This window comes from Citrobacter sp. NCU1 (genome assembly GCF_010231475.1).
GTDB lineage: Bacteria > Pseudomonadota > Gammaproteobacteria > Enterobacterales > Enterobacteriaceae > Citrobacter_D.
In genome coordinates, this window is the sequence record NZ_NRDO01000050.1 from 1 (window position 1) to 26,560 (window position 26,560).

Below are 26,560 nucleotides of genomic sequence, written 5' to 3' on the forward strand. Positions count from 1 at the left end.
GTTTAAACAGCCAAACGGAAATCACTGAAAGTCAGAATGCGGAAGCGACACCACGGTCCGGCTGAAAATCGATGAGACGTTGACGGCTGACCGGGTCCGCCCGCAGGGACGCGGGCGGAGGGGACGGCCTGCAGGGATGCAGGCTCGACCCCGACCCGAAAGGCAGGCGGCATAAGGCGAATGTATCGCGAAGCGACGATTTTCTTTGCCGGGAGCCTGGGTTGCAAGGGAGGCGGCGGCGAGCCTCCCTTGCACGTTCACAGGGAGTGTGGCTTCAGAGAAGCAGTGAACATAAAGTGAACGGAACCCTTCACCAGAGTGACAAGTGCTCCCTGATTCCTTAGTTAACCCGCATTACCCCCGCACTGTGACTGTCCTTATGTCTACACTTATCTCAGGAACCCAAAAGGAGCTGTGATGAGTGAGAAAATCCCTGTCGGCATCAGCGCCTGTTTATTAGGCGATGCGGTTCGTTTTGATGGCGGGCATAAACGACTGGCATTTGCCGTTGAAACGTTGTCCCCCTGGGTACGTTTTGAAGCGGTTTGCCCGGAAATGGCGATCGGTCTGCCTGTCCCCAGACCCGCTCTGCGTCTGGTGAAAGACAAAGAAGATGCTCTCGCGCTACGTTTTAGCGATCAACGGGAAGGGAATCTGACCGATGCCATGACCACGTTCAGCCATGCGCGTATTGCCGGGCTCGAACATTTGTGCGGATACATTGTTTGCGCCAAATCGCCCAGTTGCGGGATGGAGCGCGTCCGTGTCTACGATGCCGACGGTAAAAACAACCGTAAAGCCGGGCGCGGGATCTACACCTCGATTTTAATGGAAACCTTTCCGTGGCTGCCGGTGGAAGAGGACGGGCGACTGCACGATCCGCAACTTCGTGAAAACTTTGTTGAACGCATTTATGCGCTGCATGAACTGAATGAAATCCGCCAACAGGGACTAACCCGCGCGGCGCTGTTGGGCTATCACAGCCGCTACAAACTGCTGCTGCTGGCGCATTCACAGCCGGAGTATCGGGAACTGGGACGGTTTGTGGCGGCCATCCACGACTGGCCGGATCTGGACGTTTATTTCACCGAGTATCGCCTGCGGCTGATGACGCTGCTCTCGCACCCCGCCACCCGGCGTAATCACACCAATGTTCTGATGCATGTTCAGGGATATTTCCGTAAGCAATTGAATGCCCGGCAACGTCAGGAACTGACTGCGCTTATCGAGGGGTATCGCCTTGCGACGCAACCGCTGCTTGCGCCGATCACGTTACTCAAACACTATATGGCGGAGTATCCGGATGCCTACCTTTGTGGGCAACGTTACTTTGATCCCTGGCCTGAGGCCCTGCGTTTGCGCTACGGAAGCTAAACGTATTACTGATTCAGGAGTGTTATGACCACCCATCTGGTCTGGTTTCGTCGCGATTTACGTCTGCATGATAATCTTGCTTTAGCCGCTGCCTGCCGGAATCGTTCGGCGCAGGTGCTGGCGTTGTTCATTTCCACCCCGGCGCAGTGGGCGGCGCATGACATGTCCCCACGTCAGGCGGCGTTGGTGAATGCCCAGCTCAACGCGTTACAGACCGCGCTGGCGGAGAAAGGCATCCCATTGCTGTTTCGTGAAGTGGCTGATTTCGCAGCCAGCGTTGATGTGGTTGCTGAGGTCTGTCAGCAACACGACGTCAGCCATCTGTTTTACAACTATCAATACGAAGTGAACGAACGCCAGCGTGATGCCGCGGTAGAGCGCGCGCTAAGTCAGGTTGTCTGTGAAGGATTTGACGACAGTGTGATATTGCCGCCCGGCGCGGTGATGACCGGCAATCACGAAATGTACAAAGTGTTCACCCCCTTTAAAAACGCCTGGCTAAAGCGACTCAAAGAGGAGATGCCCGCGTGCGTTGCGGCGCCTGGGAACCGTGATTGTGGGGCGATTTCGCGCGACGTCACGCCGTTGACCTTGACTATGTCACAACAGGATTTTGACCCGACGTTATTCCCTGTCGAAGAAAAGGCGGCCATCGCGCAGTTGCGTCAGTTTTGCCAGCAAACGGTGGAACGCTATGAACAGTGGCGCGACTTTCCCGCCCTTGACGGAACCAGCCGGTTATCCGCGAGCCTGGCGACCGGTGGACTTTCGCCGCGTCAGTGTCTGCATCGCTTACTGGCGGAGCAGCCACAGGCTGTTGACGGCGGTGCGGGAAGCGTCTGGCTGAATGAACTGATCTGGCGTGAGTTTTACCGGCATTTGATCACCTTTTATCCAGGGTTGTGTCAACACCGTCCATTCATTCACTGGACCGATCGCGTGCAGTGGAAGCGTAACGCCGCGCATTTTCAGGCATGGCAAGAAGGGAAAACGGGCTATCCCATCGTGGATGCCGCGATGCGCCAGCTCAATGCAACAGGATGGATGCACAATCGGTTACGGATGATCACCGCCAGCTTTTTAGTGAAAGATCTTCTGATCGACTGGCGGGAAGGCGAGCGGTATTTCATGTCGCAACTTATTGATGGCGATCTCGCCGCCAACAACGGTGGCTGGCAGTGGGCCGCCTCGACCGGCACCGATGCCGCGCCGTACTTTCGTATTTTTAACCCCACAACCCAGGGCGAAAAGTTTGACCATGATGGCGACTTTATTCGCCGGTGGGTGCCGGAATTGCGCAAGGTGCCCGCAAAGGCCATCCACGCCCCCTGGCCGTGGGCGTTGAAAAACGCGGTGACGCTGGATTACCCACACCCGATTGTCGATCACAAACAGGCGCGATTAGACACCCTGGCGGCGTATGACGCGGCGCGAAAATCTCACTGACGACAGCAATAAATGGCGTTTTCTTAACATCAAGACTGAGCTGATTATTTTTGCAAGTTGTTGTCTGGCTGCATAAATCCACATGAAGCGGGGCGAGTGAGGATAAGCAAATTCCGTCTTAAAATGGCGATAATGTTTCTCATTAAGTCAAAAAAATGGCTATCGACGAACGGGTGGGAGAACGCTATTTTAACGTAATGACTACATATGAAGGGAACAATGATGAAAAACACTGAACTGGAACATCTGATCAACGAAAAGCTAAACAGTGCGGCCATCAGTGATTACGCGCCGAATGGATTGCAGGTAGAAGGAAAAACGACGGTACAAAAAATCGTGACCGGTGTGACCGCAAGCCAGGCGTTGCTTGACGAAGCCGTCCGCCTGCAGGCTGATGCGGTTATCGTTCATCATGGTTACTTCTGGAAAGGGGAATCACCGGTGATTCGTGGCATGAAGCGCAACCGCCTGAAAACACTGCTGACCCATGATATCAATCTCTACGGCTGGCACCTGCCGCTGGATGCCCATCCTGAATTGGGCAATAACGCACAACTCGCGGCGTTACTCGGGATCACCGTGATGGGTGAGATTGAACCGTTGGTGCCGTGGGGTGAACTGACGATGCCGGTTCCGGGACTGGAACTGGCATCATGGATTGAAGCGCGCCTCGGACGTAAACCGTTATGGTGTGGGGATACCGGGCCGGAAACTGTTCAGCGTGTGGCGTGGTGCACCGGTGGCGGTCAAAGCTTTATCGACAGTGCCGCCCGTTTTGGCGTCGATGCGTTTATTACTGGTGAAGTGTCTGAACAGACGATTCATTCCGCGCGTGAGCAGGGACTGCATTTTTATGCCGCCGGACATCACGCGACCGAGCGTGGCGGTATTCGTGCATTAAGCGAATGGCTGAATGAAAACACCAGCCTGGACGTCACCTTTATTGATATTCCCAATCCGGCATAAACAACACTAAGAGGGACGAAAGTGCAACGAGCGCGTTGTTATCTATTGGGAGAAACGGCGGTGGTACTCGAACTTGAGCCGCCGGTCACTCTGGCCACGCAAAAACGTATCTGGCGACTGACACAGCGTCTGGTCGACTTGCCTAATGTGGCGGAAGCCATTCCCGGAATGAACAATATCACGGTTATCCTGCATGAGCCGCAAACGCTGGCGCTGGATGCCATCGAGCGCCTGCAACGCTGGTGGGAAGAGAGTGAAGCGCTGGAGCCGGACTCACGTTTTATTGAGATTCCAGTGACGTACGGTGGCGCGGGAGGTCCGGATCTGGCCGAGGTGGCCCGACACAGCGGCCTGAGTGAAAAACAGGTGGTTGAACTGCATTCTTCCGTCGGGTACGTGGTCTGGTTTTTAGGTTTTCAGCCTGGTTTTCCCTATCTTGGAAACTTACCGGAACAATTACATACCCCGCGACGCGCCGAGCCGCGCCTGCTTGTTCCTGCGGGTTCCGTTGGCATCGGTGGCGCGCAAACGGGGATTTACCCCTTGTCGACGCCGGGCGGCTGGCAGTTGATTGGTCATACCTCGCTAAAACTGTTCGACCCTATGCGGGATGAACCCATTCTGCTGCGTCCGGGAGACAGTGTGCGATTTGTTCCGCAAAAGGAGGGCGTATGCTGAATATTATTCGTGCGGGTCTGTACACCTCCGTGCAGGATGGCGGACGGCATGGATTTCGTCAGTCCGGGGTCAGCCATTGTGGCGCGCTGGATAAGCCCGCGTTGCAAATCGCCAATCTGCTGGTGGGCAATGATGCCAATGCCGCAGCGCTGGAAGTGACACTGGGCCAACTGGTGGTGGAGTTTATGGCGGACGGCTGGTTCGCTCTGACTGGCGCAAGCTGCGAAGCGCGACTGGACGACAAACCCGTCTGGACCGGCTGGCGGCTGCCGATGAAGGCCGGACAGCGTCTGACGCTAAAACGACCAGAACACGGGATGCGCAGCTATTTGGCCATCGCGGGTGGGATTGACGTTCCGCCGGTGATGGGCTCATGCAGTACCGATCTGAAAGTGGGGATCGGCGGTCTGGGAGGTCGGCTGTTAAAAGACGGAGATCGCCTGGCAACAGGAAAACCTGCGCGGCAATTCAGCGGCCCACAGGGGGTTAAACAACTGCTGTGGGGGAACTGGATCCGTGCTCTTCCGGGCCCAGAATATCATGAATTTGATGCCGCCTCGCAGGAAGCGTTCTGGCGCTCGCCCTGGCAACTCAGTCCGCAAAGCAACCGGATGGGCTATCGTTTGCAGGGGCAGCCGTTAACGCGCACCACGGATCGTGAGCTGGTGTCCCACGGTTTGCTGCCTGGCGTCGTGCAGGTGCCGCACAATGGTCAGCCGATAGTCCTGATGAATGATGCTCAGACGACGGGCGGCTATCCACGGATCGCCTGCATTATCGAAGCCGATATGTACCATCTGGCGCAAATTCCCCTCGGGCAACCGATTCACTTCGTTCAGTGTTCGCTGGAGGAGGCGTTAAAAGCGCGTCGGGATCAGCAACGTTACCTGGAACAGCTCACATGGCGACTCAATGATGAAAATTGACCTTAACGCAGACTTAGGTGAAGGCTGCGCCAGCGACAGCGAACTGCTCACGCTGGTCTCCTCTGCCAATATTGCCTGCGGATTTCACGCCGGTGATGCGACAACCATGCTGCTCAGCGTACGTGAAGCACTAAAAAATGGCGTAGCGATTGGCGCACACCCCAGTTTTCCGGATCGGGAAAACTTTGGTCGCACCGCCATGACGCTACCGCCGGAAACGGTGTATGCGCAAACGCTGTATCAAATTGGCGCGCTGGCGGCCATAACCAGGGCGGAAGGCGGCGTGATGCGCCACGTTAAACCGCACGGCATGTTGTATAACCAGGCGGCCAAAGACGCGCAACTGGCGGATGCCATCGCCAGGGCGGTGCATGCCTGCGATCCGACGTTGATTCTGGTGGGACTGGCTGGCAGTGAATTGATCCGCGCAGGCGCGCACTATGGGCTGACGACGCGTCAGGAGGTCTTTGCCGACAGGGGGTATCTGGCGGATGGCAGCCTGGTGCCGCGCACCCAGCCTGGCGCGCTTATCGAAGACGAAGAACAGTCGCTGGCGCAAACCCTGGAGATGGTGCAGGCCGGGCGAGTCAAAAGCATTACCGGTGAGTGGGCGAAGGTAGTGGCGCAAACCGTGTGCCTCCACGGCGATGGCGAGCACGCACTCGCTTTTGCCCGCCGCTTGCGCGCCGCGTTCAACGCCTGTGATATTCAGGTTAGCGCATAACACATTAATATTTATAAAAAATAACAAAAAACACGCAACATAACTGACAGGAATGGACTATGGAAGATGCAGTCGCACTCTGGCCACTGATGGGGATCGCCGTCATTGTGGTTGGCTTTCTCTTACGCTTTAACCCGGTATTGGTGGTCATCGTTGCCGGGATCGTCACCGGACTGGCGGCGCATATGCCGATCGCCACGATCCTTGAAAAACTGGGGGAAGGTTTTCTCAACACCCGCAACCTGCCGTTTATCCTGCTGATCCCGTTGGCCGTTATTGGTCTGCTGGAGCGCCACGGGTTGAAGGAACGCGCCCAGATGTGGATCGCTAAAATCCACAGCGCCACGGCGGGACGCCTGCTGATTGTTTATCTGTTTGTGCGTGAAGCCACCGCTGCGCTGGGGCTGACCAGCCTCGGTGGCCATCCGCAAATGGTGCGCCCGCTGCTGGCACCGATGGCGGAAGGGGCAGCAGAAAAAAATTACGGCGAAATCCCCGGCGCGGTGCGTTATCGCCTGCGGGCGATGTCGGCGGCGACGGACAATGTGGGGCTGTTCTTTGGCGAGGACATTTTCGTCGCCTTTGGCGCCATTATTTTCATGCACAATTTTATGCTGGAGTCGGGGGGGATCCAGACGGAGCCGTTGCACATTGCCCTGTGGGGGATTCCGACGGCGATATGCGCCTTCCTGATCCACGCAACAAGGCTATGGCGTCTGGACAACTATCTGCAGCGAGAAATGGCGAAAGTGAACACCGTCGCCGCCAGCAAAGGAGAAGCGCTATGAATTTTCAGCAAAGCTATCTCTACTGGCTGGCCGGTGTGGTGTTGCTGCTGGTCGCGGTGATGTCCTGGCGGGATAAAGCCAACCCGCGTCGTTTAACGACCGGGTTGTTCTGGGGCGTTTATGGGCTGCTGTTTTTAGTGGGTAACTGGACCTATTCGCTGGTTGGCGACAAACGTACGGTGCATATCGCTGTTGGCGTGGCGGTGGTACTGATGGCGCTGATTGCCGGTTTCGGCGGCGTGAAACTGGGCCGCTATCACCAGCGTACCCGTGAGCAGCGTGAGGAGAGCGCCTCCCGACTGGGCAACCGTCTGTTTTATCCGGCGCTGGCGATCCCGGTGGTGACGGTGATTGGCGTACTGATGTTCAACCACATCCCCGGATTACAGGATGCGCTGTTTGGCCCCGGCAATCATTCCACGCTGGTCACGCTGTTTTCGATGACGGCAGGAACATTAATCGGTCTGGGGATGGCGATAAAAATGACTCGCGAGAATGTCCATCAGCCGATTCAGGAGGCGCGCCGTCTGCTGGATTCTATTGGCTGGGCCTTCATCTTGCCGCAAATTCTCGCCACGCTGGGATTACTGTTTACGGCGGCGGGCGTCGGCGGTGGGATTTCATATCTGACCCAGCAATACCTTGCCGTTGACAGTCGCTTTGTGGCCGTCGTGGTTTACACCCTCGGTATGGCGCTGCTGACGATGGTGATGGGCAATGCGTTTGCTGCTTTCCCGATTGTGACAGCGGGCATTGGCATTCCTATTCTGGTGTTACAGCACGGTGGAAATCCGGCGGTGATGGCGGCCATCGGCATGTTCTCGGGTTATTGCGGAACGCTGATGACACCGATGGCGGCCAACTTTAACATCGTTCCGGCCGCGTTGCTGGAGCTGCCGGATAAAAACGCGGTCATCAAAGCGCAGGTGCCGACCGGCGCGCTGCTGCTGTTAGTCAACGTGTTCCTGATGTATTTCCTGATGTTCCTGTAAGGAGGGGCGCAATCCATGAAAACCGTCTTAATCACCGGATTTGAACCCTTTGGCGGTGAGCAGATTAACCCTTCCTGGGACGTGGTCTCCCGACTCGACAATGCGATCATCGCAGGATGCCGGGTGGTGGCGCGTCAACTACCGTGCGTATTTGGCGAATCGCTCACAGTACTTAATGCCGCCATTGATGCGTTGTCTCCTTCACTGGTATTGGCCGTTGGTCAGGCGGGGGGACGCGCGGATATCACCGTCGAGCGGGTGGCGATCAACGTTGATGATGCCCGTATCCCGGATAACCGTGGCAAGCAACCGGTTGATGAGCCGATAGTGATGGAGGGGCCGGCGGCCTGGTTTAGTACGCTGCCGATCAAAGCGATGGTGGCGGCGATGCGCGAAGCGGGGGTTCCGGCCTCGGTGTCGCAAACGGCAGGGACGTTTGTCTGCAACCACGTGATGTATGGCCTGCTGCATAAATTGCGCTCCAGGCCGGAGGTTAAAGGGGGATTTATTCATATCCCTTATTTGCCAGAACAGGCGACGGCGCACCCCGGCGCGCCGAGTATGGCGACGGCAACGGTGCGACAGGCGCTGGAAATCGCCATTACCACGGCGTTACAGGTAGAAAATGATATCGCCGTTACGGGCGGCGCAACCCATTAAGTAAGGACAGAATCATGCCAGAAGGCCCGGAGATCCGCCGCGCGGCGGATAACCTGGAAGCGGCGATCAAAGGCAAACCGCTGACGGACGTCTGGTTTGCCTTTGACAGGTTAAAACCGTATCAATCACCGCTGATTGGGCAAACCGTCACCCAGATGGAGACGCGGGGAAAAGCATTGCTGACTCACTTCTCCTCAGGACTCACGCTCTACAGCCACAATCAGCTTTACGGCGTGTGGCGGGTTGTCGATACCGGTACGCTTCCTCAGACCTCGCGGGTGTTGCGCGTCAGGCTGCAAACGGCCGATAAAACCATCCTGCTTTATAGCGCGTCCGATATTGAAATACTGACCCCTGAACAGCTCACCACGCATCCGTTTTTGCAACGGGTCGGGCCGGATGTTCTGGATCCACGTTTAACGCCACAGGCCGTTGAAGCCCGACTGCTTTCACCGCGCTTTCGCAATCGCCAGTTTTCCGGACTTCTGCTGGATCAGGCGTTTCTCGCCGGACTGGGGAACTATCTGCGGGTGGAGATCCTTTGGCAGGTGGGATTGCGCGGGCAGCGCAAAGCGAAGGATCTCAGCGACCCGCAGCGAGTGGCGTTGTCGCATGCGTTGCTCGATATTCCGCGTCTCTCCTATGCGACGCGCGGGCAGGCGGAGGAGAACATACACCACGGCGCGCTGTTTCGCTTTAAGGTGTTTCATCGCGATGGCGAAGCCTGTGAGCGCTGCGGGGGCATTATTGAAAAAACGATGTTGTCATCACGACCCTTTTACGGGTGCCCGTATTGTCAACGGTAGCGCCACGGGTTACCTTTGCGAACCGTTTCAGGCATTGAGCAGGAGAGAAAATGGATTTTCGGCGTTTTTATGGTGTTGCATTACTTTTCATCGCGACCGGTATCCCCGCTGTTTATGCCGGGGACAGCGAGTCGGTTGTACAGACCGACAGTGCTTTGCCCATTCACTCCCCGGTTGATGAATTGACGCAAAGGCTTAATGGCACTCAGTGGCACTATGAATCGGTAACCCGGGAATCACTGGTGGGGGAGTCTGGCCGCCCTGATTCGTTTTACCAGCAGACATTTGCCGACAAACCGATCACCTTCAAAGGTCATGAGATGCTGTTCGGTACGGCGTGTCGCTTATCCTGGCAGCCCTATTTTCAGACGCCCATAAAGTATTATCACAGCAACAGTACTGTCGAACTCTATACATCACTGTTTGCCAGTGCAGGCCTGAATATGCCAGAGAAACTCACCATTCTGGAGACAACCTCGCCGGTGGGAGAGTGCCCAATTGCTGGCGTTGAGTTAATCGATTTTGGCAGCAAACTGGCCTTTTTATATGAAGATAAAGTGGTTACTTACACGCGCGGTGGGAATAAACAGGCCACAAAACCGGAGACTCGCAAATGTGAATCGGGGCCGCAGGATATGGAATATGTCTATGAACACGGGGCAATGACGCGCTGTTTTTACCCCAATATGTCGATGAACGAAGCCTACGAGGCTCACCGCAAAGAACGGTCAGATAGCGAAAATCTGCTGCCAACGTTGACGCCGGGTAAAGACCTTGCCGTTGAAAAACTGGGTGATACCGAACGTGTGGAATATCAATGGCGAGGGGAAAACGTTTTGCATATTACGCAATATTTTCCGGGTGGGACGACGGAGTTTTTACTTGAGTCAGCAACGGCGGGAACCACGGTAACGGAGACCGGATTCCCGGATTAACCAGTCTCTTTATGACTGGGGCTGTTTCGGCGCATGAGCTGAAATAAACCGGGCCACGGCCGGGCCGGTCAGCAGAATACTAAACAGCCTCAGGGTTTGCATCGCCATGATCAGCGCCATGTTGGCGTTGCTGCCAGCGGCGATCACCGCGACCGTATCCAGCCCACCCGGGCTGGTGGCGAGCCAGGCCGTCATAAAATCAATCTGCATATAGCGGGCGAGTCCCCAGGCCATGACCGCACAAATCGCCATCAGAGCAAAAATAGAGAGCAGAATCTGCGGCAGCGGGCGCAATGCCATAAAGAAGACTTGCTTGTCGAAACCCAGCCCAATACGCCAGCCGATCGCCATGTAAGCCATCGCCAGCAGCCATTCCGGTAATTCAATTTCAACGATTCCACCTGAATGCAGTACCGCGCCCACCAACATCGGCAGCAGCATTGTTCCGGAAGGAATGCGTAGTACGCACCCGGCAACGCCTGCGACAGCGGCAAGCAGCAGGGTGGTCAACAGGTTCAGGCTGAGCGGCGGGAACCAGACCAGCGCCTGATTGAGGGATTGTGCGTTAGCGCCGAGCATCAGGCGAGCCACCAGTATTGCAGCGCCTGCGACAAACAGTACCCGCAGATACTGCATAAACGCCACCAGTCGAATATCTGCGCCGTAGTCCTGTGCCATCGCGACCATCGCCGCCGCCCCGCCGGGGGACGAGCCCCATGCGCCAGTGTTACCCGGCAACGCGCTATAACGTACCAACAGCCAGCCGACTACCGCACTGGAAAGCAGCGTGACCAGCAGGATGACCAGCACAACCGGCCAGTTCATCGCCAGAGTCGTCAGTATGGAGCCGGTCATGTTTTGCGCAATCATGCAGCCAAGAATCGCCTGCGCGGCGAGAAAAGCAGAACGGGGAAGGCGGAGAGTGACACCTTTCAGGCTGAATGCAATGCCTGCGATCATCGGGCCGAGGAGAAGAGCCGCCGGGAGATGCCAAAAAAGAAAAACCAACGAGAGCAGGAGAGAGAACAGAAATAACGAACTCCACTGCAAAACGGGCATTTCATTCTCCCTGGTATTTTTGTGAGGTGTATCGATACAGCATAGAGAAAGCGGGCGGAGAAAAAAATATCAGCCATCAATAAAATACGAGGAAAGGGGAGAGAAGGTATAAAAAAACGCGCCCGCAGGCGCGTTTTGCTGAGCGTGAAAATTAACGCTTGATCGCGGATTTAAAATCACGCTGTTCGTAGCCGGTGTACAGCTGACGAGGACGCGCGATTTTCATGCCGTCGGTGTGCATTTCGTTCCAGTGCGCAATCCAGCCCACAGTACGCGCCATCGCGAAGATAACGGTGAACATGGAAGACGGAATGCCCATCGCTTTCAGAATGATGCCGGAGTAGAAGTCTACGTTCGGGTAGAGTTTCTTCTCGATAAAGTACGGGTCGTTCAGCGCAATGTGCTCCAGCTCCATTGCCACTTCCAGCAGGTCATCTTTGGTGCCCAGCTCTTTCAGTACTTCGTGGCAGGTTTCGCGCATCACGGTCGCACGCGGATCGTAGTTTTTGTAAACACGGTGACCGAAGCCCATCAGGCGGAAAGAGTCGTTCTTGTCTTTCGCGCGACGCACGAATTCAGGAATGTGCTCAACGGAGCTGATTTCTTCCAGCATCTTCAGCGCAGCTTCGTTCGCGCCGCCGTGTGCCGGTCCCCACAGAGAGGCGATGCCCGCAGCGATACAGGCGAACGGGTTCGCGCCAGAAGAGCCTGCGGTACGCACGGTGGAGGTGGACGCGTTCTGTTCGTGGTCAGCGTGCAGGATCAGAATACGGTCCATGGCGCGTTCCAGCACCGGATTAACGACATACTCTTCGCACGGCGTGGAGAACATCATACGCAGGAAGTTACCGGCATAGGAGAGGTCGTTGCGCGGATACACAAACGGCTGACCGATTGAATATTTGTAGCACATTGCCGCCATCGTCGGCATTTTAGACAGCAGACGGAATGCAGCAATTTCACGGTGGCGCGGGTTATTCACGTCCAGAGAGTCGTGATAAAACGCCGCCAGCGCACCGGTGATCCCACACATGACCGCCATCGGATGAGAATCGCGACGGAAGGCGTGGAACAGGCGAGTAATTTGCTCGTGGATCATCGTATGGCGGGTAACAGTGGTTCTGAACTCGTCGTACTCTTCCTGCGTCGGCTTCTCGCCGTACAGCAGGATATAACACACTTCCAGATAGTTGGACTCGGTCGCCAACTGATCGATCGGGAAGCCGCGATGCAGCAAAATACCTTCATCGCCGTCGATGAACGTAATTTTGGATTCGCAGGATGCGGTAGAGGTAAAACCTGGATCAAAAGTGAACATACCTTTTGAGCCAAGGCTACGAATATCAATAACGTCTTGACCTAGCGTGCCCTTCAGCACATCCAGTTCAATAGCAGCATCACCATTTAGGGTGAGCTTTGCTTTTGTATCAGCCATTTACGGTCTCCTTAGCGCCTTATTGCTTAAGACTGCCGGAACTCACATTTGCCTTCGTACATCAATGAACCGTTACCAGTTTGTTATTTGGCTCGCCGCTCTGGAAAGAGGGGGGAAGACCTGGGTACAGAGCTATGGGCGCTTGCGGGTAAAACGGTTAATTCATGGCGAATAAGCAGCAAATCAAGAGCTTAGCAATCCGAATTATTAAACCTGTTTATCACTAATAACTGTCCTGAAGGAATCGGTCAATACCCATACACTGTTACATAACTTAATGTCAGGTGAAAGAGTGACCCCATAACTTTTACGCATTATATGCTTTTTCTGGTGTCGTTTGTAACAACTTTGTTTAATGATTGTCAAATCAGATGATTAAAAATTAAATAAATGTTGGTATCGTGACCTATGTCACTGTTCGGGATAAAACCCGACAAACTATATGTAGGTTAATTGTAATGATTTTGTGAACGTCCTATACTGCCGCCAGGTCTCCGGAATACCCTGCAATCCCGAGCCACCCAGCGTTGTAACGTGTCGATTTAGCATCTGGAAGCAGTGTTTTACATGACGCACAGTTATAGAAAAGGACGCTGTCTGACCCGCACGCAGACCGGAGTAAGGAAATCCCGCCGTCTTTCAGGCTACAGGATCCACTCTGTACCCGAAGTCAAAAGGGAATAATAAGAACAGCATGTGGGCGTTATTCATGATAAGAAATGTGAAAAAACAAAGACCTGTCAATTTGGATCTGCAAACGATCCGCTTCCCAATCACGGCGATAGCGTCCATTCTCCATCGCGTTTCCGGAGTGATCACCTTTGTGGCGGTCGGGATCCTGTTGTGGTTATTGGGTACCAGCCTCTCTTCCCCTGAAGGATTCCAGCAGGCGTCCGCCATCATGGGGAGCTTCTTTGTTAAATTGATTATGTGGGGCATTCTCACCGCGCTGGCGTACCACGTCGTGGTCGGTGTTCGTCACATGATGATGGATTTTGGCTATCTGGAAGAAACATTCGAAGCGGGTAAACGCTCCGCCAAAATCTCTTTTGTTATCACTGTCGTGCTTTCACTTCTCGCAGGAGTCCTCGTATGGTAAGCAACGCCTCCGCATTGGGACGCAACGGCGTACATGACTTCATTCTGGTCCGTGCTACCGCTATCGTTCTGACGTTATACATCATCTACATGGTGGGCTTTTTCGCAACAAGCGGCGAGCTGACCTGGGAAGCCTGGACGGGTTTCTTCTCATCGGCATTCACCAAAGTCTTCACCCTGCTGGCCCTGTTTTCCATCTTAATTCATGCCTGGATTGGCATGTGGCAGGTGTTGACCGACTACGTTAAACCGCTGGCTGTGCGTCTTGTGCTGCAACTGGCCATTGTTGTTGCGCTGGTGGTTTACGTCATTTATGGATTTGTTGTGGTGTGGGGTGTGTAATGAAACTGCCAGTAAGAGAATTTGATGCTGTCGTGATTGGCGCAGGCGGCGCAGGTATGCGTGCAGCGCTACAAATTTCCCAAAGCGGCCAGACCTGTGCGCTGCTGTCTAAAGTCTTCCCAACCCGTTCCCATACCGTATCTGCGCAGGGTGGCATCACCGTTGCGCTCGGTAATACCCATGAAGATAACTGGGAATGGCACATGTACGACACCGTAAAAGGGTCGGACTATATTGGTGATCAGGACGCCATTGAATATATGTGTAAGACCGGCCCGGAAGCGATTCTGGAGCTGGACCATATGGGGCTTCCGTTCTCTCGCCTCGATAATGGCACGATTTATCAACGTCCGTTTGGCGGCCAGTCGAAAAACTTCGGTGGCGAGCAGGCGGCACGTACCGCAGCAGCGGCTGACCGTACCGGTCATGCACTGTTGCACACGCTGTATCAGCAGAACCTGAAAAACCACACCACCATTTTCTCTGAGTGGTATGCGCTGGATCTGGTGAAAAACGCCGATGGCGCAGTGGTGGGTTGTACCGCGCTGTGTATTGAAACCGGTGAAGTGGTTTATTTCAAAGCTAACGCCACCGTGCTGGCGACTGGCGGCGCAGGCCGTATCTATCAGTCCACCACCAACGCGCATATCAACACCGGTGACGGCGTCGGTATGGCCCTGCGTGCCGGTGTCCCGGTGCAGGATATGGAAATGTGGCAGTTCCACCCGACCGGTATCGCCGGTGCGGGCGTTCTGGTGACAGAAGGCTGCCGTGGTGAAGGCGGTTATCTGTTGAACAAACACGGCGAGCGCTTTATGGAGCGTTATGCCCCGAATGCGAAAGACCTGGCGGGTCGTGACGTGGTGGCGCGTTCCATCATGATCGAAATCCGTGAAGGCCGTGGTTGCGATGGTCCGTGGGGCCCGCATGCGAAATTGAAACTCGACCATCTGGGTAAAGAGGTTCTCGAATCCCGCCTGCCGGGTATTCTTGAACTGTCCCGTACCTTCGCGCACGTTGACCCGGTGAAAGAGCCGATTCCGGTCATCCCGACCTGCCACTACATGATGGGCGGTATTCCGACCAAAGTGACCGGTCAGGCGCTGACTGTGAACGAGCAGGGCGAAGACGTGGTCATTCCTGGACTGTTTGCGGTGGGCGAAATTGCCTGCGTATCGGTTCACGGCGCCAACCGTCTGGGCGGCAACTCGCTGCTCGACCTGGTGGTGTTTGGCCGTGCGGTTGGTCTGCATCTGCAAGAATCCATTGCCGAGCAGGGTGCGCTGCTGGATGCGACCGAAGAGGAAATCGACGCCTCTCTGGCACGTCTGAATCGCTGGAACGGCAACCGTGACGGCGAAGATCCGGTGGTTATCCGTAAAGCCTTGCAGGAATGTATGCAGCATAACTTCTCGGTTTTCCGTGAAGGTGATGCGATGGCGAAAGGGCTTGAGCAGTTGAAAGCGATCCGTGAGCGTCTGAAAAATGCGCGCCTGGATGACACCTCCAGCGAGTTCAATACCCAGCGTGTCGAATGTCTGGAACTGGATAACCTGATGGAAACTGCTTACGCGACCGCAGTATCCGCCAACTTCCGTACTGAAAGCCGTGGCGCGCATAGCCGCTTCGACTTCCCGGAACGTGATGATGAAAACTGGCTGTGCCATTCCCTGTATCTGCCAGAGACGGAATCCATGACGCGACGTCAGGTCAATATGGAACCGAAACTGCGCCCGGCATTCCCGCCGAAGATTCGTACTTACTAATGCGGAGACAGGACAATGAAACTCGAGTTTTCGATTTATCGCTATAACCCGGATGTTGATGACGCTCCGCGTATGCAGGATTACACCCTGGAAGGCGAAGAAGGGCGTGACATGATGCTGCTGGATGCCTTAATCCAGTTGAAAGAAAAAGACCCAAGTCTGTCGTTCCGTCGCTCCTGCCGTGAAGGGGTGTGTGGCTCCGATGGTCTGAACATGAACGGTAAAAATGGTCTGGCCTGTATCACACCGATCTCGGCATTGAACCAGCCGGGTAAGAAAATTGTGATCCGTCCCTTGCCTGGCTTACCGGTTGTTCGCGATTTGGTGGTAGACATGGGGCAATTCTATGCACAATATGAGAAGATTAAGCCTTACCTATTGAATAATGGGCAAAATCCACCCGCTCGCGAGCATTTACAAATGCCTGAGCAACGTGAAAAACTGGATGGGTTGTACGAGTGTATTTTGTGTGCATGCTGCTCAACATCCTGCCCGTCATTCTGGTGGAATCCAGACAAGTTTATCGGCCCGGCTGGCCTGTTGGCCGCGTATCGCTTCCTGATTGACAGCCGCGATACTGAAACCGATAGCCGTCTGGAAGGGTTGAGTGATGCTTTCAGTGTATTCCGCTGCCACAGCATCATGAACTGCGTCAGTGTCTGTCCGAAAGGGCTTAACCCGACGCGCGCTATTGGTCACATTAAATCGATGTTGCTGCAGCGCAGTGCGTAAGTCGTAAATGCCGGATGGCGACTGATGTCTTATCCGGTCTACAGGGCACCTCCCGTAGGCCGGATAAGCGAAGCGCCATCAGGCAAGTAAGTGCAGGAAACCTCTAAAAACTGCCACATTGATAGCAATAATCGAGATGTTCAGCGCGAGACAAGGCGCGAACGGAACGAATCCCCGGGAGCATAGTTCACTATGTAACCGGAGTGAGAGACGGTTGCAACGCCGTCGCAGCCTGAACGGCGACGATTATTAGACAGTTTTTAAAGGTTCCTTAGCGGACGCAGATCACACGACAGTCCGCAACAAGTGAACCCCGGCACGCACACCGGGTGTGCGTGGTTAGTATCCACGGCGAAATAAGCATACAGAATGCTTAAGGGATCACGATGCAGAACGGCGCAATGAAAGCCTGGTTGGACTCTTCTTACCTCTCTGGCGCAAACCAGAGCTGGATAGAACAGCTCTATGAAGACTTCTTAACCGATCCTGACTCAGTAGACGCTAACTGGCGTTCTATGTTCCAGCAGTTACCTGGCACCGGAGTCAAACCGGATCAATTCCATTCAACAACGCGTGATTATTTCCGTCGTCTGGCGAAGGATGCCTCACGTTACTCTTCTACGATTTCCGACCCTGACACCAATGCGAAGCAGGTTAAAGTCCTGCAGCTTATCAACGCTTATCGCTTCCGCGGTCACCAGCATGCAAACCTCGACCCGCTGGGACTGTGGAAACAAGAAAACGTGGCAGATCTGGATCCTTCTTTCCACGATCTGACTGAGGCCGATTTCCAGGAAAGCTTTAACGTAGGTTCTTTTGCTGGCGGCAAAGAGACAATGAAGCTGGGCGAGCTGATTTCAGCGCTCAAGCAGACTTATTGCGGCCCGATTGGCGCCGAATATATGCACATCACCAGTACCGAAGAGAAACGCTGGCTACAACAGCGTATCGAATCGGGTCGTGCGGCATTTAGCAGCGAAGAAAAGAAACGCTTCCTGAGCGAACTGACCGCAGCGGAAGGTCTTGAGCGTTATTTGGGCGCGAAATTCCCAGGCGCAAAACGTTTCTCGCTGGAAGGCGGCGATGCGTTAATCCCGATGCTCAAAGAGATGATCCGTCATGCGGGTAACAGCGGCACACGTGAAGTGGTGCTGGGCATGGCGCACCGTGGTCGTCTGAACGTGCTGGTTAACGTGCTGGGTAAAAAACCGCAGGATCTGTTCGACGAATTTGCGGGCAAACATAAAGAACATCTCGGCACTGGTGACGTGAAGTACCACATGGGCTTCTCGTCGGATATCGAAACCGAAGGCGGTCTGGTTCACCTGGCGCTGGCGTTTAACCCGTCGCACCTGGAAATCGTCAGCCCGGTGGTTATCGGTTCCGTGCGTGCGCGTCTGGACAGACTGGACGAGCCGAGCAGCAATAAAGTCCTGCCAATCACCATTCACGGTGACGCGGCAGTCACCGGGCAGGGCGTGGTTCAGGAAACCCTGAACATGTCGAAAGCGCGGGGTTACGAAGTGGGCGGTACCGTTCGCATCGTTATCAACAACCAGGTGGGCTTTACCACGTCTAACCCGCTGGATGCGCGTTCCACCCCGTACTGCACCGACATCGGTAAAATGGTTCAGGCGCCGATCTTCCACGTTAACGCGGATGATCCGGAAGCGGTCGCGTTTGTGACCCGTCTGGCGCTGGACTTCCGTAACACCTTTAAACGCGATGTCTTCATTGACCTGTTCTGCTACCGTCGTCACGGCCATAACGAAGCCGATGAGCCGAGTGCAACACAGCCGTTGATGTATCAGAAAATCAAAAAACATCCGACGCCGCGCAAAATCTACGCCGATAAACTCGAGCAGGATAAAGTCGCCTCCCTGGAAGACTCCACGGAAATGGTCAATCTGTACCGCGACGCGCTGGATGCTGGCGAATGTGTGGTGAAAGAGTGGCGTCCGATGAATTTGCACTCCTTTACCTGGTCGCCATACCTCAACCATGAATGGGATGAAAATTACCCGAACAAGGTTGAAATGAAGCGCCTGCAGGAACTGGCCAAACGTATCAGCACCGTGCCGGAAGCCGTTGAGATGCAGTCTCGCGTAGCCAAAATTTACGGTGACCGTCAGGCGATGGCGTCAGGCGAGAAACTGTTCGACTGGGGCGGCGCGGAAACGCTGGCGTACGCGACGCTGGTCGATGAAGGTATTCCGGTGCGTCTGTCTGGTGAAGATGCGGGCCGTGGTACGTTCTTCCACCGTCATGCGGTGATCCATAACCAGTCCAATGGTTCCACGTATACCCCATTGCAGCACGTTCATAACGGCCAGGGCACCTTCCGTGTCTGGGACTCCGTACTTTCTGAAGAAGCAGTACTGGCATTCGAATACGGTTATGCCACGGCGGAACCCCGCACGCTGACTATCTGGGAAGCGCAATTCGGCGACTTCGCCAACGGCGCGCAGGTGGTTATCGACCAGTTCATCTCCTCCGGTGAGCAGAAGTGGGGACGTATGTGTGGTCTGGTCATGTTACTGCCGCACGGTTACGAAGGTCAGGGGCCGGAGCACTCCTCTGCGCGTCTGGAACGTTATCTGCAACTCTGCGCTGAGCAGAACATGCAGGTTTGCGTCCCGTCGACCCCGGCTCAGGTGTACCACATGTTGCGTCGTCAGGCGCTGCGCGGTATGCGCCGTCCGCTGGTGGTGATGTCGCCGAAGTCGCTGCTGCGTCACCCGCTGGCGGTCTCTTCACTTGATGAACTGGCAAATGGCACCTTCCTGCCAGCGATTGGTGAGATTGATGAACTCGATCCGCAAGCCGTGAAGCGTGTGGTGATGTGTTCTGGTAAGGTTTACTACGACCTGCTGGAACAGCGCCGTAAGAACAATCAAAGCGATGTGGCCATTGTGCGCATCGAACAGCTCTATCCGTTCCCGCACAAAGCGGTTCAGGAAGCGCTGAAACCGTACGCTCACGTACATGATTTTGTCTGGTGCCAGGAAGAACCGCTCAACCAGGGCGCTTGGTATTGCAGCCAGCATCATTTCCGTGAAGTGATTCCATTTGGGTCTGCTCTGCGTTATGCAGGTCGCCCGGCCTCCGCCTCTCCGGCGGTAGGGTATATGTCCGTTCACCAGAAGCAACAACAAGATCTGGTCAATGACGCGCTGAACGTCGATTAATTAAAGGATACAAAATGAGTAGCGTAGATATTCTTGTTCCCGACCTGCCTGAGTCTGTAGCAGACGCGACCGTAGCAACCTGGCATAAAAAACCAGGCGACGCGGTTGTTCGCGACGAAGTGCTGGTAGAAATCGAAACTGACAAAGTGGTACTGGAAGTACCGGCATCGGCGGACGGCATACTGGATGCAGTGCTGGAAGATGAAGGCACCACCGTGACTTCTCGCCAGATTCTGGGTCGCCTGCGTGAAGGCAACAGTACAGGTAAAGAAACCAGCGCCAAGTCTGATGAGCAAGCGTCCACCCCGGCGCAGCGTCAGCAAGCTTCTCTGTCCGAGCAAAGCAATGATGCCCTGAGCCCGGCGATCCGTCGCCTGCTGGGTGAGCATAACCTCGAAGCCAGCGCCATTAATGGTACCGGCGTCGGCGGTCGTATTACTCGTGAAGATGTTGAAAAGCATCTGGCGAAAGCGCCTGCGAAAGCCGAGTCTAAAGCACCGGTAGCGGCTCCTGCCGCACAACCGGCTCTCGGTGCGCGCAGTGAAAAACGTGTTCCGATGACCCGTCTGCGTAAGCGTGTGGCCGAGCGTCTGCTGGAAGCGAAAAACTCGACCGCCATGCTGACAACCTTCAACGAAGTCAACATGAAGCCGATTATGGATCTGCGTAAGCAGTACGGTGACGCGTTTGAAAAACGTCACGGTATCCGTCTGGGCTTTATGTCTTTCTACGTGAAAGCGGTGGTTGAAGCGCTGAAACGTTATCCGGAAGTCAACGCGTCTATTGATGGCGATGACGTGGTGTACCACAACTACTTTGATGTCAGCATGGCGGTTTCTACACCGCGCGGTCTGGTGACTCCAGTGCTGCGTGATGTCGATGCCCTCGGTATGGCTGACATCGAGAAGAAAATCAAAGAACTGGCAGTGAAAGGTCGCGACGGCAAACTCACCGTTGAAGATCTGACCGGTGGTAACTTCACCATCACCAACGGTGGTGTGTTCGGTTCCCTGATGTCTACGCCGATCATCAACCCGCCGCAGAGCGCAATCCTCGGCATGCACGCGATCAAAGACAGACCGATGGCTGTCGATGGTAAGGTTGAGATCCTACCGATGATGTACCTTGCGCTGTCTTACGACCACCGTCTGATCGATGGTCGCGAGTCAGTAGGCTTCCTGGTGGCCATTAAAGAGCTGCTGGAAGATCCGACACGTCTGCTGCTGGACGTGTAGTAAACAAGAGTATCACCTGCCCCGTAGGCCAGATAAGCGTAGCGCCATCCGGCAAAGATACCGCTCTGGTCTACGGGTTTAAAGATAACGATTACTGAAGGATGGACAGAACACATGAACTTACATGAATATCAGGCAAAACAACTTTTTGCCCGCTATGGCTTACCGGCGCCGGTGGGTTATGCCTGTACTACTCCGCGTGAAGCAGAAGAAGCCGCCTCTAAAATCGGTGCGGGTCCGTGGGTAGTCAAATGTCAGGTTCACGCTGGCGGCCGCGGTAAAGCGGGCGGTGTGAAAGTGGTCAAGAGCAAAGAAGAGATTCGCGCTTTTGCTGAGCACTGGCTGGGTAAACGTCTGGTGACCTACCAAACGGATGCGCACGGTCAGCCGGTTAACCAGATTCTGGTTGAAGCTGCCACTGATATTGATAAAGAACTCTATCTGGGCGCAGTCGTTGACCGTAGCTCCCGTCGTGTGGTCTTCATGGCGTCGACTGAAGGCGGCGTGGAAATCGAGAAAGTCGCGGAAGAAACCCCGCACCTGATTCACAAAGTCGCACTGGACCCGCTGGCAGGCCCAATGCCGTATCAGGGGCGTGAACTGGCGTTCAAACTGGGTCTGGAAGGTAAACAGGTTCAGCAGTTCACCAAAATCTTCATGGGTCTGGCAACCATCTTCCTGGAGCGCGATCTGGCGCTGATCGAAATCAACCCATTGGTTATCACGAAGCAGGGTGACCTGATCTGCCTCGATGGCAAACTGGGCGCTGACGGTAACGCACTGTTCCGCCAGGCTGACCTGCGCGAAATGCGCGATCAGTCTCAGGAAGATCCGCGTGAAGCGCAGGCGGCACAGTGGGAACTGAACTACGTCGCGCTGGATGGCAACATCGGTTGCATGGTTAACGGTGCAGGCCTGGCAATGGGCACTATGGACATCGTTAAACTGCACGGCGGCGAACCGGCTAACTTCCTGGATGTTGGCGGCGGCGCAACCAAAGAGCGCGTGACCGAAGCGTTCAAAATCATCCTTTCCGACGACAACGTGAAAGCCGTTCTGGTTAACATCTTCGGCGGTATCGTGCGCTGCGACCTGATCGCTGACGGCATCATCGGTGCCGTGGCGGAAGTGGGTGTCAACGTTCCGGTGGTGGTTCGTCTGGAAGGTAACAACGCCGAACTCGGCGCGAAGAAACTGGCTGACAGCGGCCTGAATATTATTGCAGCGAAAAGTCTGACGGATGCAGCTCAGCAGGTTGTTGCCGCAGTGGAGGGGAAATAATGTCCGTTTTAATTGATAAAAATACCAAGGTTATCTGTCAGGGCTTTACCGGTAGCCAGGGGACTTTCCACTCTGAGCAGGCAATGGCTTACGGTACGCAAATGGTTGGCGGTGTTACTCCAGGTAAAGGCGGTACTGAACATTTGGGTCTGCCGGTCTTTAATACTGTGCGTGAAGCCGTAGAAGCGACCGGTGCGACCGCGTCGGTTATTTACGTACCCGCGCCGTTCTGCAAAGACTCCATTCTGGAAGCGATCAACGCAGGCATTAAGCTCATCATCACCATCACTGAAGGCATCCCGACGCTCGATATGCTGACCGTGAAAGTCGCGCTTGATGAAGCCGGCGTGCGAATGATTGGCCCGAACTGCCCGGGCGTTATCACTCCGGGCGAATGCAAAATCGGCATCATGCCGGGTCACATCCACAAACCGGGTAAAGTGGGGATCGTTTCCCGTTCCGGTACGCTGACCTATGAAGCGGTTAAGCAGACCACTGACTACGGTTTCGGCCAGTCCACCTGTGTGGGCATCGGCGGCGACCCGATCCCAGGCTCTAACTTTATCGACATCCTGAAGCTGTTCCAGGAAGATCCACAGACTGAAGCGATCGTGATGATCGGTGAAATCGGCGGTAGCGCGGAAGAAGAAGCGGCTGCGTACATTAAAGAAAATGTGACCAAACCGGTTGTCGGCTACATTGCCGGTGTAACCGCGCCCAAAGGCAAACGTATGGGTCACGCAGGCGCGATCATCGCAGGTGGTAAAGGAACGGCGGACGAGAAGTTCGCGGCTCTGGAAGCTGCTGGCGTGAAAACCGTTCGCAGCCTGGCTGATATCGGTGAAGCACTGAAAAGCGTTATTAAGTAAAGTATTAAAAGAGTAAAACAACCCAAGCCATTCATTTCCCGTAGTGGATGGCGAAGGGTTGGTCAGTTTCGACATGGTTGGCCATCTGATGATGGCCTTTTTTGTTCTTTTCCCTTATTGAACTTCTTGCGTTTTGAACATAACCACCTGAGTAAAAGAGATATTTTTTTGCGGTTAGTATCATTTTTTCATTACGCCAAATTCTGCATATTACCCACTTACAGAGAATAACCGTTGGGGAAATGCATGACTGTGCATAATCAGGATGAATACTTAGATCGTTTTTACTCACTCGCTGATGTCTTCTCCAGTGCGACTGGGCTGGCTGCCGTGGTTGTTGATATACACGGCAATGCGCTTTCAAGTTGTCACCATTTTAATTCCTTTTGTTCGTTGATGCGCGCCCATGAGCAATACCGATCAGGCTGCCAGCAGTGCGAAAAATATTGCGCCTATGAAGGGCTTAAAGAATCCAGGCCAAAAATACTCAGCTGCCATGCGGGATTAAGCTTATTTTCGATGCCGCTCATTCGTGAAGGAAGCCTGCTCGGCTTTATCATTTGTGGGCAGGTACGGGCGAAATATCAGGAATATAAAACAATTGTCATTCAGGATGACAGAATGTGGGCGCAGAATGCTGAAATAAACGAGGCCTGGCGGCAGGTGGCTATTATTGATAATAATCACCTGGTTGCATCAGCGAATTTACTTAATTTCATTGTCAATAATATTACTTTAGCAGAAAGTCAATATTCATCGACTCTCGAATCGCACTGCAGCGAAACGCCTTTTTCTTACTCTGAGCTTTCTCGTCATGAAAGGAAACTGGCGGCGGCGTTGCGTTATATTGATGAAAATCTCTATGGTGAATTAACGTTAGAGTCAGTGGCTTCCCAGGTCTGCTTAAGTGCAAATTATTTTAGTCGCTTTTTTAAGAAGCAGCAGGGGGTTAATTTCAAAACCTGGGTTAATCAGAAGAAAATGCAGCGTGCCAGTGAACTGCTTCGCGACCCTGGCCATTCAATTGAGAGTATTGCCCGGAAACTTCAATACGCGCAAACCAGTTACTTTTGCCGTGTCTTCCGGGCCGTACATCAACGTTCACCGCAATCTTTTCGTTATGAGCAGCTTTCGCTATAGCGATTTTTCGGCAGTTTAACATGACTGGGAATGAACGATAATCGATCGCTCAGAGTGACAACATCGCCAATCACGATCAACGCAGGGGGAACAATATTGGCCTCCTGCGCTTTGTTAAGCAACGTGCCAAGCGTGCAGGTTAATCGACGCTGATTCTCCCGTGTTGCCGACATGACAATGGCGGCTGGCGTCTCCGGGGATTTGCCACCCATAAGTAATTCTTCACAAATAAATGGCAAATTGGCGATGCCCATGACGATGACCAACGTCCCGTTGAGTTTGGCCAATTGTCGCCAGTCTTGCTGTTGATTACCCTCACGGGTGTGACCGGTCACGACGTGAAAACCGGAAGCCATGTCACGATGTGTGACAGGAATACCTGCGCAGGCAAGGCCGCCAATCGCTGAGCTGATACCAGGAACGACATCAAAGGGAATGCCGGCATCGACCAGACATTCAACCTCTTCAGCGCCGCGACCAAAGACGTAAGGATCGCCGCCTTTCAGGCGAACAATGTTTTCATGTGTTTCAGCATACTGGACAAGCAGCGCATTGATTTCATGTTGGGGAACGCAATGGAAACCTGGATTTTTGCCGACATTAATCAACAGGCAGTCAGGCGAGACCCATTCCAGTATTTTGGGGTTAACCAGCCGATCGTAGATCACCACATCGGCGTGTTGAATGCACTGCATCGCTTTGAGGGTAAGCAACGATATATCACCAGGGCCTGCTCCTACGAGCCAAACTTTTCCGGAAGTTTTCACACTGTGTCCTTTATCACGTCAAACGTAGAAAATGGCGGAGACTACAATGGCAGAATGATAAAAAGTCGCCGTTTGCCTGTAAGTCATAGCGCTCAATTCTCCTGAAATAATGTGGAGATAATATTGATTGAACTCGCAAAGTTTTTTCTTCAATAAACAAGTTATCTTGAAAAATTATTAAGAACTTATTGGCACTAATTGCCTGGAATTAACCGTATTTAAATTGTGTTTATGGATAACTTTGAGTACTATTGGTGAATATTTATTCGCTATTTGTGTGAGTAAATCATGGAATGGATCAAGGACAACAATGATGGAAATAAAATATAACTCTCGGGATTATTCTGGAGCATTTACATTGTTTTAATAACATAAACTTTTTTTGCACGCTGCATATGGAAGACGTTATGAGAGGCAAAATACCGAAAACTGAGCTACTGGTGACTTTTGAGGTTGTGGCACGTCACGAAAGTTATACCCGGGCAGCAGAAGAGTTGGCATTAACCCAAAGCGCCGTGTTTCGACAAGTGAACGCGCTTGAGGATTTTCTCAGCACTTCGCTTTTCAATCATGCTAAAAAGCGTATTTTTTTAAATGCAGCGGGTAAACACTATTTGAGTATCGTGAAAGAAACGCTGAACAAACTGGAACGCGATACGACAACAATAATGACCTGGCAGCCGACCGTACAAGTTATCGAGTTAGCGGTAAATCCAACCTTTAGTACGCATTGGTTGATCCCCAATTTGCGTGAGTTCAATAAGCTTAATCCTGATATCATCGTAAATATTCACTCTTTGGCAAATATTGGTGATTTTCTCAACCGTGAATATGACGCGGCCATCATGCGGGAAGACTTTTGCTCGCCGTGGTCGGCGGTTGAGTATCTTTTTGAAGAGGAAATTTTGCCGGTGTGTAGCCGTCATTTGCTCACGGAACCCGGTCAAAAAGTGTCGGTGAACGACCTGCTCAATGAGTTTCCCTTATTACACCAAAGTACGCGCATTAAAGGCTGGCAGGAGTGGTTTGCACTGTCTGATATCAGCGACGCGCAGGTGAATAAAGGTCCGCGCTTTGATTTATTATCGATGCTGATTGCCGCGGTGCGCTCTAATCTTGGTGTTGCGCTACTTCCGCGATTTGCCATTCAGCGCGATCTCGATAATGGCGAAATGGTTATTCCTTGTGATGTGCCAATGCGGACGGGGAACCGTTTCATCATGACCTGGCGTGAAGAAAAGGCGGAATCCCGGCATTTGCAGACTTTCCGCAATTGGTTGTTAGAAAAATCAGTGGGTTCGAGGGGCGTTTGACGTCGTTGTAACACCATTGAAGGGCGGCGCACTGGCGCCG

General features: G+C 53.8%; 25 protein-coding genes. 21 read left to right on the plus strand and 4 right to left on the minus strand.

What is annotated here, in order from left to right:
• The first annotated feature begins 417 nt into the window (after positions 1–417).
• From CJP72_RS16805 to CJP72_RS16855, 11 genes are all read left to right on the plus strand, one after another.
• Positions 418–1,374: a YbgA family protein gene (locus CJP72_RS16805; RefSeq protein WP_162382494.1), complete on the plus strand. Its 957-nt coding sequence runs from the start codon at positions 418–420 to the stop codon at positions 1,372–1,374.
• A 24-nt stretch (positions 1,375–1,398) separates the two neighbouring features.
• On the plus strand, positions 1,399–2,820 hold the full coding sequence (gene phrB, locus CJP72_RS16810) for a deoxyribodipyrimidine photo-lyase (RefSeq protein ID WP_162382495.1): 1,422 nt from the start codon (positions 1,399–1,401) through the stop codon (positions 2,818–2,820).
• A 222-nt stretch (positions 2,821–3,042) separates the two neighbouring features.
• On the plus strand, positions 3,043–3,786 hold the full coding sequence (gene ybgI, locus CJP72_RS16815) for a radiation resistance protein YbgI (RefSeq protein ID WP_162382526.1): 744 nt from the start codon (positions 3,043–3,045) through the stop codon (positions 3,784–3,786).
• 21 nt (positions 3,787–3,807) lie between these two features.
• Positions 3,808–4,464 carry a 5-oxoprolinase subunit PxpB gene (pxpB, locus tag CJP72_RS16820; protein ID WP_162382496.1) on the plus strand — a complete coding sequence of 219 codons (657 nt, stop codon included), beginning with the start codon at positions 3,808–3,810 and terminating at the stop codon, positions 4,462–4,464.
• Complete coding sequence (gene pxpC, locus CJP72_RS16825; RefSeq protein WP_162382497.1) at positions 4,458–5,390, plus strand: 5-oxoprolinase subunit PxpC; 933 nt, start codon at positions 4,458–4,460, stop codon at positions 5,388–5,390. Before pxpB ends, pxpC begins: the two co-directional genes overlap by 7 nt.
• Entirely contained in the window at positions 5,380–6,114 is a 735-nt protein-coding gene (gene pxpA, locus CJP72_RS16830) for a 5-oxoprolinase subunit PxpA (protein ID WP_162382527.1), read from the plus strand. Before pxpC ends, pxpA begins: the two co-directional genes overlap by 11 nt.
• Positions 6,115–6,173: 59 nt before the next feature.
• A complete protein-coding gene (locus tag CJP72_RS16835) occupies positions 6,174–6,902 on the plus strand; it encodes a DUF969 domain-containing protein (RefSeq protein WP_162382498.1) in 729 nt (242 codons plus the stop codon).
• Positions 6,899–7,894 (plus strand): DUF979 domain-containing protein, encoded by a 996-nt coding sequence (locus tag CJP72_RS16840; protein ID WP_162382499.1) that lies wholly within the window; start codon positions 6,899–6,901, stop codon positions 7,892–7,894. The genes CJP72_RS16835 and CJP72_RS16840 overlap by 4 nt, the downstream gene beginning before the upstream one ends.
• A 15-nt stretch (positions 7,895–7,909) precedes the next feature.
• Complete coding sequence (pcp, locus tag CJP72_RS16845) at positions 7,910–8,554, plus strand: pyroglutamyl-peptidase I (RefSeq protein ID WP_162382500.1); 645 nt, start codon at positions 7,910–7,912, stop codon at positions 8,552–8,554.
• A gap of 14 nt (positions 8,555–8,568) precedes the next feature.
• Positions 8,569–9,360 (plus strand): endonuclease VIII, encoded by a 792-nt coding sequence (nei, locus tag CJP72_RS16850; protein ID WP_162382501.1) that lies wholly within the window; start codon positions 8,569–8,571, stop codon positions 9,358–9,360.
• Between the two features lie 50 nt (positions 9,361–9,410).
• Positions 9,411–10,295, plus strand: a complete 885-nt coding sequence (locus tag CJP72_RS16855) for a hypothetical protein (protein WP_162382502.1) — start codon at positions 9,411–9,413, stop codon at positions 10,293–10,295.
• Positions 10,296–10,304: 9 nt separating this feature from the next.
• On the opposite strand, the gene CJP72_RS16860 is transcribed toward CJP72_RS16855, so the two are convergent.
• The 3 genes from CJP72_RS16860 to CJP72_RS26355 form a co-directional block, all read right to left on the minus strand.
• Entirely contained in the window at positions 10,305–11,354 is a 1,050-nt protein-coding gene (locus tag CJP72_RS16860) for an AbrB family transcriptional regulator (protein ID WP_162382503.1), read from the minus strand.
• A gap of 151 nt (positions 11,355–11,505) precedes the next feature.
• Entirely contained in the window at positions 11,506–12,789 is a 1,284-nt protein-coding gene (locus tag CJP72_RS16865) for a citrate synthase (RefSeq protein ID WP_162382504.1), read from the minus strand.
• 207 nt (positions 12,790–12,996) lie between these two features.
• Positions 12,997–13,104 carry a hypothetical protein gene (locus CJP72_RS26355; RefSeq protein WP_446714976.1) on the minus strand — a complete coding sequence of 36 codons (108 nt, stop codon included), beginning with the start codon at positions 13,102–13,104 and terminating at the stop codon, positions 12,997–12,999.
• A 379-nt stretch (positions 13,105–13,483) separates the two neighbouring features.
• Here CJP72_RS26355 and sdhC point away from each other — a divergent pair, with 379 nt between their 5' ends.
• From sdhC to CJP72_RS16910, 9 genes are all read left to right on the plus strand, one after another.
• Positions 13,484–13,888, plus strand: a complete 405-nt coding sequence (gene sdhC / locus CJP72_RS16870) for a succinate dehydrogenase cytochrome b556 subunit (RefSeq protein ID WP_162382505.1) — start codon at positions 13,484–13,486, stop codon at positions 13,886–13,888.
• Entirely contained in the window at positions 13,882–14,229 is a 348-nt protein-coding gene (gene sdhD, locus CJP72_RS16875; RefSeq protein WP_162382506.1) for a succinate dehydrogenase membrane anchor subunit, read from the plus strand. Before sdhC ends, sdhD begins: the two co-directional genes overlap by 7 nt.
• Complete coding sequence (sdhA, locus tag CJP72_RS16880) at positions 14,229–15,995, plus strand: succinate dehydrogenase flavoprotein subunit (RefSeq protein ID WP_162382507.1); 1,767 nt, start codon at positions 14,229–14,231, stop codon at positions 15,993–15,995. Before sdhD ends, sdhA begins: the two co-directional genes overlap by 1 nt.
• A gap of 15 nt (positions 15,996–16,010) precedes the next feature.
• Positions 16,011–16,727 (plus strand): succinate dehydrogenase iron-sulfur subunit SdhB, encoded by a 717-nt coding sequence (gene sdhB / locus CJP72_RS16885; protein WP_162382508.1) that lies wholly within the window; start codon positions 16,011–16,013, stop codon positions 16,725–16,727.
• A 386-nt stretch (positions 16,728–17,113) separates the two neighbouring features.
• The gene (gene sucA, locus CJP72_RS16890; RefSeq protein WP_162382509.1) at positions 17,114–19,915 is read left to right on the plus strand and encodes a 2-oxoglutarate dehydrogenase E1 component; all 2,802 of its coding nucleotides are present in this window, start codon (positions 17,114–17,116) and stop codon (positions 19,913–19,915) included.
• 14 nt (positions 19,916–19,929) lie between these two features.
• On the plus strand, positions 19,930–21,150 hold the full coding sequence (gene odhB / locus CJP72_RS16895) for a 2-oxoglutarate dehydrogenase complex dihydrolipoyllysine-residue succinyltransferase (RefSeq protein WP_162382510.1): 1,221 nt from the start codon (positions 19,930–19,932) through the stop codon (positions 21,148–21,150).
• 114 nt (positions 21,151–21,264) lie between these two features.
• Complete coding sequence (gene sucC / locus CJP72_RS16900; RefSeq protein WP_162382511.1) at positions 21,265–22,431, plus strand: ADP-forming succinate--CoA ligase subunit beta; 1,167 nt, start codon at positions 21,265–21,267, stop codon at positions 22,429–22,431.
• Entirely contained in the window at positions 22,431–23,300 is an 870-nt protein-coding gene (sucD, locus tag CJP72_RS16905) for a succinate--CoA ligase subunit alpha (RefSeq protein ID WP_162382512.1), read from the plus strand. The genes sucC and sucD overlap by 1 nt, the downstream gene beginning before the upstream one ends.
• 246 nt (positions 23,301–23,546) lie before the next feature.
• Entirely contained in the window at positions 23,547–24,440 is an 894-nt protein-coding gene (locus tag CJP72_RS16910) for a PocR ligand-binding domain-containing protein (RefSeq protein WP_162382513.1), read from the plus strand.
• On the opposite strand, the gene cobA is transcribed toward CJP72_RS16910, so the two are convergent.
• Entirely contained in the window at positions 24,419–25,207 is a 789-nt protein-coding gene (cobA, locus tag CJP72_RS16915) for a uroporphyrinogen-III C-methyltransferase (protein WP_162382514.1), read from the minus strand. The two genes, CJP72_RS16910 and cobA, sit on opposite strands and share 22 nt — an antisense overlap.
• 407 nt (positions 25,208–25,614) lie before the next feature.
• Here cobA and CJP72_RS16920 point away from each other — a divergent pair, with 407 nt between their 5' ends.
• Positions 25,615–26,520 carry a LysR substrate-binding domain-containing protein gene (locus tag CJP72_RS16920; protein ID WP_162382515.1) on the plus strand — a complete coding sequence of 302 codons (906 nt, stop codon included), beginning with the start codon at positions 25,615–25,617 and terminating at the stop codon, positions 26,518–26,520.
• Positions 26,521–26,560: the final 40 nt, after the last annotated feature.